This is a genomic window from Muribaculum sp., from assembly GCF_029051885.1.
Taxonomy (GTDB): domain Bacteria; phylum Bacteroidota; class Bacteroidia; order Bacteroidales; family Muribaculaceae; genus Muribaculum.
This window is the reverse complement of sequence record NZ_JAIDKI010000078.1, coordinates 2,975-14,125: the sequence shown is the minus strand read 5'-3', so window position 1 is coordinate 14,125 and position 11,151 is coordinate 2,975. Positions and strand designations below refer to the sequence as shown.

The window sequence follows — 11,151 nt, the reverse complement described above, 5'->3', positions numbered from 1 at the left end:
ACCCTCACCAAAAACCCCCCCGGAAATGCACGAAAAACGGCATCACTCCCCATGCCAGAGAGGTCACGAGGGCAAATTTACTAATTATGCCGCATTTGTGCAAATTTTAAAGAATTCTATTGCGCCATTTCAAACGACTCTATTCCTTAACATCGTTTACCTCAGACGTTCAAGCATCGACAGCATCTCATCAGGATTTAACCCGGCAGCGTTGCATACAGCCGCAATCACATCACGTGGAGAACAATTGGCACGAAGCCACTCCATCGACATTGCCCCGTCGCGCTTTGACAACCTCACCCCGTCGGAGTTCTTGAGAAGCGGGAGATGGGCATACATAGCAGGCCTTGACAGCCCAAGCAGCGACATCACATAAATCTGCGGAGCTGTAGACATCAACAAATCGTCACCACGCACCACCTCTGTGACGCCCATATCGGCATCATCGACAGCCACAGCAAACTGATACGCCCAGTCGCCACCCTTACGCCGCAGCACAAAATCGCCGAAATAGCCGCTCAAAGCCACATTTTGAGGTCCACAAATCAAATCGTCAAAAGAGACAACATCACAAGCCGGGCCACCCGGACATGGCGGAACCATCAGACGGAGATTAGCCTCTGTGTTGACAGCATCATAACAAGGAACCGACGGCCTGCAACGCCCCGGATAGGCCACATGTCCATCGGAAGCATGTGGAGCTCTTGATGCCATAAGGTCGGCACGCGTGCAGACACACGGATACACCAGCCCCATACCTGCGAGCCGCTCCAGATATGACATATACACGTCATCGCGCGAACTCTGATACACCGGACCCTCGTCCCATCCCAACCCCAGCCAGTCGAGATCGGACATTATCATATCGGCCCACATCTGCCGTGAGCGCTGTCTGTCGATATCCTCTATGCGTAAAAGCCAGCTTCCGCCCTTCGCCTTAGCCGATACATATGACATAAGAGCGGCATAAATATTGCCGAGATGCATGCGCCCGGATGGAGAAGGCGCGAAGCGGCCTTTCCACCTCCCGCACCCGGCAGAAACAGCAGTATTGCAGAGTATTTCAAGCATTTCAGTCGATTTATTAGAGCTTGTTAATAATAAATGTTACCGTCAGGGCGGTCAATCGTCGAGCTAAACATCATAAACGGAATAGCAAAGATAATCATTTTAACCGACATGCCTTCAGACCTGGACAATTCGCCCGATATATCGGCCGGACAGCCGTAACAGACATAAAAATTAGACATCAAATTAACTATCATTAATTTTGTGCTTCCACATTTAACAGCTATATTTGCACGTTGAATTACGACGAGTTGCCATAATCAGGCATATGGAACGCGTCATCTACCGAATGAAAATCAAAATCAACCAATAACCATACGTCATTAAATATGAAAAAATTAAGTATCTTAGGTCTGTGCCTTGTGGCCGCGCTTTCCGCATCGGCCCAGAAAAGCCTTGTAAAAGAGGTAGAAGGAAAGGCCAAAGGCTTTAACGCCGACTTTGCGGCAGCACGCGATATGCTGAAGCCCGCCATGACCAATCCCGAAACCGCCAACGACGCACAGACATGGTATGTAGCCGGCACTATCGAATACGGCGACTATGACAATCTGCTCGGCAAGAAAGCCGTAGGTCAGGACGCAGACGGCCAGAAAATGGGCAACAGCCTATTGCTCGGCTATGACTACTTCATAAAGGCCCTCCCTCTCGACTCAATCGTAGAGACCGACAAGACCGGTGCTCCCAAGCTCAACAAGGACGGCAGCAAGAAGATTAAGACCAAATACTCCAAAGATATGGTCAAGAAAATGGCCGCACACCACCAGGACTATGTATCCGGCGGACAATACCTTTGGGATGCCAAGGATTTCGACGGAGCATACCGCGCTTGGGATATCTACCTGAACATGCCCTCCAACAAGATGCTCGGAAATGATGCTCCCGCAGCACTTCCCGACAGCGTATCTGCCGAAATTTCATATTTCCAGGCTCTCGCAGCATGGCAGGCCGAGAAACTTGACGATGCCCTCAACGCTTTTGACTATGCTTTAAGCAAAGGATACAACAAGAGCGACCTGTATGACTATGCCGTATCTGTAGCTGCCCAGAAAGCATCTACCGAGAGCGACAGCATTGCCCAGGAAAAAGCCAACCGTAAGGTCGTATACTATGCCGACCTCGGCAACAAGGCTTGCGGCGACACTACCGTGAAGTACCTCAACATCATCATCAACGACAAAATCAACAACCGTAAATACGACGAGGCTAAGGATCTTCTCGAAAAAGCAATCTCCGTATCGCCCAACAATGCCGAACTTTACGATGTGCTCGGTATCCTCTATCAGAGCCAAAACGATCTTGACAAGGCTCAGGAGTATCTGACCAAGGCCGTAACCATCGACCCGACATTCCCCAAAGGCCAGCTTGACATGGGCCGTGTGATATACGCACAGGGCGCCAAAATCGACGAGGCTTCCTCAACCCTTCCCAATACGGAATACGCCAAAATCCGCAAAGAAAAAGTCGATCCCCTGCTTCGTGAGTCAATCCCCTATCTGGAGAACGCTCTCAAGAACGAATCGACAGAACAGGAGGCACGCCGCCTGCTCCGCAGCATCTACTACAGCCTTGAGGACGAAGAAAACCTCAAGCGTATCGAGTCGATGTAATCAATTTCCTAAAACCGTTTATATACGATAATACGACAAAGGAGGTGGCCGATAACCGCCTCCTTTGTTTTTTCCTAAAATATATTATGCCGCTTACCAACAACGACCGCAAGCTGTATGCCGACCTCGACAGAGCCCGAACACGCCGCGAACATGGACTTTTCATGGCCGAAGGCACGAAGTGTGTACTCGACACCATCAATCATTTCGAGGTACGGTCGCTGTGCGCCACCGATAAATGGCTCACTCTTCACGGACATGAACTCCCGCAAAACATAGAGACCATACCTGTGAAACGCAACGAACTCGAACGCATGAGCCACCTGTCGACCCCACCGGAAGTAATAGCCATATACCGTATCCCCGATTATTCCATCGATACAGAGATGCTGTCAACAGGCATTACGCTGCTACTCGACCGAGTACAGGACCCCGGCAATCTCGGCACAATCATACGAATTGCCGACTGGTATGGCGTCCGCCAGATTGTCTGCTCGCCTGATACAACCGACGTATGGGGCCCAAAAGTCGTGCAGTCGACAATGGGAGCCATATCACGGGTGAAATGCCACTACACTCCGCTGCCGGATTTCATACGCGAAAATCCCGACATACCGGTGTATGGAACATTTCTCGACGGAGACAACATATACTCATGCCGCCTACCCGAAACAGCAATGATAGTAATGGGCAATGAAGGGCAAGGGATATCACCGGAAGTCGAGAAAGCAGTAACCAGGCGCCTGCTGATACCCTCCTACCCTCCCGGAGCCCCGACAAGCGAATCGCTGAATGTCGGCATGGCGACAGCGATAACATTAAGCGAATTCCGCCGAAATCTATTGGGATAATCTATCCCTTTTCAATCAAGAAATAAATATTACATTTCGTCGGTCATTCGCCGGCATCTTTCCGCTTGCGCCTCGGTCGTTATGGAACCCCATAACTCCCTCATCACAAGCGAAAATCTGCTCGACGAATGACTGCCCTGACGGTAACATTTATTATTAAACAAGCTCTTAATATGTCTATAACTTCGCTTTTACAGCACTCGCGCCGGGCGTCGCGTCAACTCGCCCTCCGCTCTCCCCGGGAAATCGATGACATGCTGCTCCGTGTAGCCGCATCAATCGAACGCAATGCCTCGGCTCTGCTTGAGGCCAATATGTCCGACATGTCGCGTATGGAGTCTACCGACCCCCGTGCCGACCGTCTGCTCCTTACCGGGCAACGCATATCCGACATTGTGCGCGACATGCGTGCCGTGGCCGCGCTCCCGTCTCCGCTTGGGCGCGAGCTGTCGTCAGTGACGCGTCCCAACGGTATGGTGATACGCAAGGTGTCGGTGCCGTTCGGAGTTATAGGCGTCATATATGAGGCAAGGCCCAATGTTACCTTCGACGTGTTTGCTCTCTGCGCTAAGGCCGGTAGCGCCACAGTGCTCAAAGGTGGCCACGAGGCCGCCGACACCAACAGTGCGGCTGTCGGTATCATACGCCGCGAGCTCGAAGCCATGGGGTGGGACCCCGATATCGTGACCCTGCTCCCCAACGACAGGCAGGCTACAGCCGAGATGCTCGGAGCTGTGGGGCTGATTGATGTGGTGATTCCCCGTGGGTCGCGCAGGCTTATCGACTTTGTGCGCGACACTGCCGCCGTGCCTGTCATAGAGACCGGCGCCGGTGTATGCCACACCTATGTGCACTCGTCGGCTATGCTTGAGAAGGCGCGCGACATAGTGTTCAATGCCAAGACACGCCGTGTGAGCGTATGCAATGCCCTCGACACACTTGTCATTGACTCGTCGCGCCTGGGCGACCTCCAGGCCATATGCGCTCCGCTGGCAGATAAAAATGTAGAGATACACGCCGACCACCGTGCGCTCGAGGCGCTTGCCGGAGCATATCCGGTAGACCTTTTGCGCGAGGCAACCCAGGAGGATATGGGATGCGAGTGGATGGACTACAAGATGACCGTGGTGACTGCCGACGGCCTGCGCGACGCAATCGACTTCATCGACGCCCATACAAGCCGCCACAGCGAGTGTATTGTGGCCGAGGACGAGGCTGCTGTTGCTGCCTTCCTGCGTGAGGTCGACGCAGCCTGTGTCTATGCCAATGTGTCGACAGCCTTTACCGACGGCGGTCAGTTTGGCTTCGGAGCCGAAATCGGCATATCTACCCAGAAGCTACACGCACGCGGCCCGATGGGGCTCCCAGAAATCACCACCTACAAGTATCTCGTGACCGGCGACGGACAGACCCGCTGGTAGCCCGGACTGTGGTGTGCTGTCATCTCCGCCCGGAGGATGACTGATGATATATCTGAGCGATGGTTAACAATATTTAACCATCGCTCATTTTTGTATGGATTCTTCTTATTGTCGTAGCTACAATAACTGATTATCAGCTTAATGTGTTATGTACAATATCTATGGGGATGTTATTGTAGATAGTATGAAAACTAAATATCGGAAAAATAATGTTTTATAACATATAAAAATAGTTTGGGGATACTTGCGGCTAATGCTAATTTTGCGCTGTAATAAATCACATGACAGCAATGCCGACACAACCATCAATCACAGCGCCTCTCGCCAACAACCACATATCAGTGGACTGTGTGGTGATGGGGTGGGATGGAGAGCGACTCAACGTGCTCCTTGTAAGCCGTCACAGCGAGGGCGAGGAGTATCGCGATATGAAGCTCCCCGGCAGTCTGATATACCAGGACGAGGATCTCGACCAGGCCGCTGCCAGAGTGCTGCGTGAGCTTACAGGAGTGGAAAACGCCGGTCTGATGCAGTACAAGGCCTACGGGTCGAAGGACCGCACACGCGACCCGCGCGATGTAAAGTGGCTCGAGCGAGCCCAGCAGGCACATGTCGAGCGCATAGTCACCATTGCCTACATAGCGCTTGTTAAGATCGACCGTTCCACCACCGGATGCCTCGAAGGGCACAATGCCCTTTGGATGCCTCTCGACGGAGTCGGCACCCTGGCCTTTGACCACAACCTCATACTCAGCGAGGCAATCCTCCAGATGCGCTCGATGGCCGTAGCCGACCCGGCGCTGCTCTTCGAGCTGTTGCCGCGTAAGTTTACCCTGGCTCAGATGCGCACTCTTTTCGAGATTGTATTCGGACAGAAGGTGGATGTGCGCAACTTTCACAAGAAAGTGGCCTCGATGGCTTATGTGGTGCCCCTCGACGAATACCAGCAGGGAGTGGCTCACCGTGCGGCTCGATTCTACCGGTTCGACCGCAAGGCCTACAACCGCCAGCGCCGCTGACCCCACAGCCGATAAGACAGAGCCGCGACATAGGGCACGACAGCCCCGGACACCGGCAATTCATATATCCATAAGCACTTTAAACCATAAAATCACATTACCCACATGTATCTTTTAGGATATGACATAGGCAGCTCTTCAGTGAAGGCTTCCCTCGTAAGCGCCGAAACAGGCAAATGCGTAAGCACCGCGTTCTTCCCCAAGACCGAGGCCGAGATTATATCGGTACGCACAGGCTGGGCCGAACAGCACCCCTCGGAATGGTGGAAACACCTGCGCGAGGCCACAGAGGCCATCATGGCCGAGTCGAAGGTCGACCCGCGTGACATATCCGCCATCGGTATTTCCTATCAGATGCACGGGCTGGTATGTATCGACAGCGCATGCAATGTCATACGTCCCGCCATCATATGGTGTGACTCCCGCGGAGTGCCCTATGGCGAGAAGGCCTTCGGCGAGCTTGGTGCCGACCAATGTCTGAGCCACCTGCTCAACTCGCCCGGCAACTTCACCGCCACCAAGCTCGCTTGGGTCAAGGAGAACGAGCCCGAGCAGTTCGACCGCATCTGGAAAATCCTCCTCCCGGGCGACTACATCGCCATGCGTCTCACAGGCCGCGTGGCCACTACCGTGAGCGGACTCTCTGAGATGATGCTCTGGGACTTCAAAGAGGGAGCTCCCGCCTCTTTCCTTATGGACTATCTCGGATTTCCCGCCGATATACTTCCGGAAATCGTGCCTACATTCTCCGTACAGGGCACCGTCACCGCCGAGGCTGCCGCCGAGCTTGGCCTCGCCGAGGGTATCCCCGTCACATACCGTGCCGGCGACCAGCCCAACAACGCTCTGTCGCTCAATGTATTCAATCCCGGTGAAGTGGCATCTACCGCCGGCACTTCGGGGGTAGTCTACGGCATAATCGGCGATGTAAGCTACGACCCCCAGTCGCGCGTCAACAACTTCGCCCACGTCAACCACACCACAGCCGCCCCCCGACTGGGCGTAATGACCTGCATCAGCGGCACCGGCATCCTCAACTCATGGATGAAGCGCAACGTGGCTCCCGAGGGGATAGGCTATGCCGAGATGAACGACGTGGCCGCGCAGGCCCCCATCGGCGCAGAGGGCGTGAGCATCCTCCCCTTCGGCAACGGTGCCGAGCGTGTGCTCCGCAACCGTGAGATAGGCTCGTCGATACATGGTGTCAACTTCCTGCGCCACAACAAGAGCCATCTTCTGCGCGCAGCCCAGGAGGGTATCGTATTCTCCTTTATGTACGGCATGGAGGTAATGCAGCAGATGGGCATGAAGCTCAACAAGATACACGCAGGCCATGCCAACATGTTCCTATCGCCCCTCTTCCGCGAGACTCTCGCCGGAGTCAGCGGCGCAACAATCGAGCTGTTCAACACCGACGGCTCGGTAGGAGCGGCCAAGGGGGCCGGAATCGGTGCCGGCATATATCGCGACAACAACGAGGCATTCGCCACTCTCGACCGCATCGAGGTAATCGAGCCGGTGGCCGCCGACGCTCAGGCCTATGCCGAAGCCTACGCCCTGTGGAAGGAGCGCCTCGCCGCAGTGATGGCACAAGACTCGGAAAACAAATAACATACAACATACAACATACATATAATCCCAAAATCCATTAAACATTATGGCAACAAAAGAGTATTTTCCCTCAGTAGGCAAAATCGCCTATGAAGGTCCCCAGAGCTACAACCCCATGGCATTCCGCTACTACGACGCCGAACGCGTAGTGCTCGGCAAGCCCATGAAAGAATGGCTTAAGTTTGCAATGGCATGGTGGCACACACTCTGTGCAGAAGGTGGCGACCAGTTTGGCACAGGCACCAAGAAGTTCCCCTGGAACGATGCTCCCGACGCAATGACAGCAGCCAAGCAGCGTGCCGATGCAGGATTCGAAATCATGCAGAAACTCGGCGTTGAATACTTCTGCTTCCATGATACCGACCTCATCGGCGACCTCACCGATATCGACGACTACGAAGGCCGCATGAACGAAATCGTAGCCTACCTCAAGGAGAAGATGGCTCAGACAGGCATCAAGAACCTCTGGGGCACAGCCAACGTATTCGGCAACGGCCGCTATATGAACGGTGCTGCCACCAACCCCGACTTCGACGTAGTGGCCCGCGCTGCCGTGCAGATCAAAAACGCTATCGACGCCACAATCGCCCTCGGCGGTCAGAACTATGTATTCTGGGGTGGACGCGAAGGCTACATGAGCCTCCTCAACACCGACCAGAAGCGTGAGAAGGAACACCTGGCCATGATGCTCACCATCGCCCGCGACTATGCCCGCTCAAAAGGCTTCACCGGCACATTCCTCATCGAGCCCAAGCCCATGGAACCCTCAAAGCACCAGTACGACGTCGACACCGAGACTGTAATCGGCTTCCTCAAGGCCCATGGTCTCGACAAGGACTTCAAGGTCAACATCGAGGTAAACCACGCCACTCTCGCAGGCCACACATTCGAGCATGAGCTCGCTGTAGCTGTCGACAACGGCATGCTCGGCTCTATCGACGCCAACCGCGGCGACTACCAGAACGGCTGGGATACCGACCAGTTCCCCATCGACAACTACGAGCTCACTCAGGCCATGATGCAGATTATCCGCAACGGAGGTCTCGGCAACGGCGGTACCAACTTCGACGCCAAGACACGCCGCAACTCTACCGACCTCGAGGATATCTTCATCGCCCACATCGCAGGTATGGACGCCATGGCACGTGCACTCCTCAGCGCTGCCGACGTGCTTGAGAAATCACCCTACAAGAAGATGCTCGCCGACCGCTACGCCAGCTTCGACGCCGGCAAGGGCAAGGAATTCGAGGAAGGCAAGCTCACTCTCGAGCAGGTAGTAGACTATGCCCGCACACAGGGCGAGCCCGCCACCACATCGGGCAAGCAGGAACTCTACGAGGCAATCGTCAACATGTACGCTTAATGCCCTGCTGCCTGATATAGCAACCCCTACATGACCGCTCCGGTCCGCTTCGGCAGGCCGGAGTAGGTCGTTTTTATCGAAACGATAATTTTGCGGCGTATGCTCCTCTTGTCATGCGTACGCGCTACATCATTCTTAACCTTAAAGGCAGTTTTGTATAAACCGCCTCTTAATATCCAACATCAATGAATTATCCAGAAAAAGGCAGTAAAGCCTACCTGTTTTCCATAGTGCTGGTCGCCGTAATGGGAGGCCTGCTCTTCGGTTACGATACCGCCGTGATATCGGGAGCCGAGAAGGGTCTGCAGGCATTCTTCGTGGGTGCCGCCGACTTCGTATATACCGACGTAATCCATGGCATCACCTCGTCGAGCGCACTGCTGGGATGTATCATCGGCGCCGCCGTATCGGGCTTCTGCGCCCAGTATCTCGGACGTAAGCGCTCGCTCATCCTCGCCGGCATCCTGTTCTTCGTGTCGGCCCTCGGCAGCTACGAGCCCGAGTTCATACTGTTTCAGCACGGCCAGGCCAGCTACAGCCTGCTGTGGATGTTCAATGCCTACCGCATCATCGGAGGCATAGGCGTAGGCCTCGCCTCAGCCGTATGCCCCATGTACATAGCCGAGGTGGCGCCCTCCAATATCCGCGGTACCCTTGTGTCGTGGAACCAGTTTGCCATCATCTTCGGCCAGCTCGTGGTCTACTTCGTCAACTTCATGATTCTCGGCGACCATGCCAATCCCATCATCGAGAAGACCGCTGAGAACATCTACAACATCGTCAACCTCTCCGACGCCGCATGGACCATCGAACGCGGCTGGCGCTATATGTTCGGCTCCGAGGCTATTGTGGCCGGCCTGTTCACAGTGCTGGTATGCTTCGTGCCCGAGTCGCCGCGCTACCTCTCGCTTGTAGGCCGCGACGAGCGCGCCCTCATGGTGCTCTCGCGTATTAACGGCCTCGCCAAGGCACGCGAGACACTTGCCGAAATCAAGGCCACAGTCGAGGTGAAGAGCGAGAAACTCTTCTCGTTCGGCGTGATGGTAATCTTCGTGGGCATCATGCTCTCGGTGTTCCAGCAGGCAGTGGGCATCAACGCCGTGCTCTACTTCGCTCCGCGCATCTTCGACTCGATGCACATGGGCAACCCCATGGTGCAGACCGTGATTATGGGTATCATCAACATCGCCTTCACTCTCGTGGCTGTATTCACCGTCGAGAAGTGGGGACGCAAGCCTCTGCTCATCACCGGCTCTATAGGAATGGCCATTGGCGCTCTTGGCGTAGCCGCCGTCAACCTCTTCGAACTCCATCCCATTGTGTCGGTAGTGTGCATCATGATCTACTCCGCCTCGTTCATGTTCTCCTGGGGCCCCATCTGCTGGGTGCTTATCGCCGAGATTTTCCCCAACACCATCCGTGGCGCCGCCATGGCTATCGCGGTGGCATTCCAGTGGATATTCAACTTTATCGTGTCGTCGACCTTCGTGCCCATGTACAACATGGAGGCATTCGGCATGGGCGACCGCTTCGGCCACATGTTTGCCTATGCCCTTTACGGTGTGATATGCGTGATAGCAGCATGGTTTGTCTACAAGCTCGTGCCTGAGACCAAGGGCAAGACCCTCGAAGAGATGTCGGCCCTCTGGCGCAAGCGCGATGGCAAAGGTCCCGCTCCGGCCAACCGCGCGGTAGCCGCCGAGTAACCCTCTCCCTACGTGCCGCCATGGCCGCAGTTCATCTTCGTATGCGCCATATTGTTGTATTGCATTGAGCAATCCCTCTCTATGCGCCGCCATGGCCGTGCCATCCATTGAAATTTAAGTTCAGAATACCCCCGCGGGGACAGCCGTCTACAGTGTGGCTGTCCCCGCTTTTTTATCTTGTTTTGTCGCCGGGCTACGCCGGGCATAAGCGTGATGGGCGCTATGACCTATGGTTGCGCACCGCTAACGCGGAGCTTACCATAGGCTAACGTTGTAGACGCCCCCAAAGGGGCTATGCGCTAACGCGTGGAGTTGCCAATGCAGCCATCTGTCAGGCGACGTATCCCACGGTTTGCAGAATCAGCGATAGAGTGGGGGTATCCCCGCATTGCCATGCAGTCAGTCGGTCAGACGTATCCCTACGTTTTGCAGAATCAGCGATAGAGTGGGGGTATCCCCGCATTGCCATGCAGTCAGTCGGTCAGACGTATCCCTACGTTTT

At 54.8% G+C, this 11,151-nt stretch carries 8 protein-coding genes; 7 read left to right on the top strand and 1 reads right to left on the bottom strand.

Going from position 1 to position 11,151, the window contains the following annotated elements; translation table 11 throughout:
- Positions 1 to 156: 156 nt before the first annotated feature.
- Entirely contained in the window at positions 157 to 1,071 is a 915-nt protein-coding gene (gene gluQRS / locus K2I50_RS03470; protein WP_301024852.1) for a tRNA glutamyl-Q(34) synthetase GluQRS, read from the bottom strand.
- A 326-nt stretch (positions 1,072 to 1,397) separates the two neighbouring features.
- Here gluQRS and K2I50_RS03465 point away from each other — a divergent pair, with 326 nt between their 5' ends.
- The 7 genes from K2I50_RS03465 (at position 1,398) to xylE (ending at position 10,649) form a co-directional block, all read left to right on the top strand.
- Complete coding sequence (locus K2I50_RS03465) at positions 1,398 to 2,678, top strand: tetratricopeptide repeat protein (protein ID WP_301024851.1); 1,281 nt, start codon at positions 1,398 to 1,400, stop codon at positions 2,676 to 2,678.
- A gap of 86 nt (positions 2,679 to 2,764) precedes the next feature.
- Positions 2,765 to 3,529: an RNA methyltransferase gene (locus K2I50_RS03460; protein WP_301024850.1), complete on the top strand. Its 765-nt coding sequence runs from the start codon at positions 2,765 to 2,767 to the stop codon at positions 3,527 to 3,529.
- Between the two features lie 173 nt (positions 3,530 to 3,702).
- Positions 3,703 to 4,950, top strand: a complete 1,248-nt coding sequence (locus tag K2I50_RS03455; RefSeq protein WP_301024849.1) for a glutamate-5-semialdehyde dehydrogenase — start codon at positions 3,703 to 3,705, stop codon at positions 4,948 to 4,950.
- A gap of 290 nt (positions 4,951 to 5,240) precedes the next feature.
- Positions 5,241 to 5,969, top strand: a complete 729-nt coding sequence (locus tag K2I50_RS03450) for an NUDIX hydrolase (protein ID WP_301024848.1) — start codon at positions 5,241 to 5,243, stop codon at positions 5,967 to 5,969.
- 105 nt (positions 5,970 to 6,074) lie between these two features.
- On the top strand, positions 6,075 to 7,580 hold the full coding sequence (locus K2I50_RS03445) for a xylulokinase (protein WP_301024847.1): 1,506 nt from the start codon (positions 6,075 to 6,077) through the stop codon (positions 7,578 to 7,580).
- A gap of 46 nt (positions 7,581 to 7,626) precedes the next feature.
- Positions 7,627 to 8,943 (top strand): xylose isomerase, encoded by a 1,317-nt coding sequence (gene xylA, locus K2I50_RS03440; protein ID WP_301024846.1) that lies wholly within the window; start codon positions 7,627 to 7,629, stop codon positions 8,941 to 8,943.
- 185 nt (positions 8,944 to 9,128) lie between these two features.
- Entirely contained in the window at positions 9,129 to 10,649 is a 1,521-nt protein-coding gene (gene xylE / locus K2I50_RS03435) for a D-xylose transporter XylE (RefSeq protein ID WP_301024845.1), read from the top strand.
- Positions 10,650 to 11,151 lie beyond the last annotated feature (502 nt).

What these genes read in the sequence shown, in the direction of transcription:
- gluQRS (WP_301024852.1), bottom strand. Translation starts at nt 1,071, where the DNA reads ATGCTTGAAATACTCTGCAATACTGCTGTTTCTGCCGGGTGCGGGAGG.
- K2I50_RS03465 (WP_301024851.1), top strand. Translation starts at nt 1,398, where the DNA reads ATGAAAAAATTAAGTATCTTAGGTCTGTGCCTTGTGGCCGCGCTTTCC.
- K2I50_RS03460 (WP_301024850.1), top strand. Translation starts at nt 2,765, where the DNA reads ATGCCGCTTACCAACAACGACCGCAAGCTGTATGCCGACCTCGACAGA.
- K2I50_RS03455 (WP_301024849.1), top strand. Translation starts at nt 3,703, where the DNA reads ATGTCTATAACTTCGCTTTTACAGCACTCGCGCCGGGCGTCGCGTCAA.
- K2I50_RS03450 (WP_301024848.1), top strand. Translation starts at nt 5,241, where the DNA reads ATGCCGACACAACCATCAATCACAGCGCCTCTCGCCAACAACCACATA.
- K2I50_RS03445 (WP_301024847.1), top strand. Translation starts at nt 6,075, where the DNA reads ATGTATCTTTTAGGATATGACATAGGCAGCTCTTCAGTGAAGGCTTCC.
- xylA (WP_301024846.1), top strand. Translation starts at nt 7,627, where the DNA reads ATGGCAACAAAAGAGTATTTTCCCTCAGTAGGCAAAATCGCCTATGAA.
- xylE (WP_301024845.1), top strand. Translation starts at nt 9,129, where the DNA reads ATGAATTATCCAGAAAAAGGCAGTAAAGCCTACCTGTTTTCCATAGTG.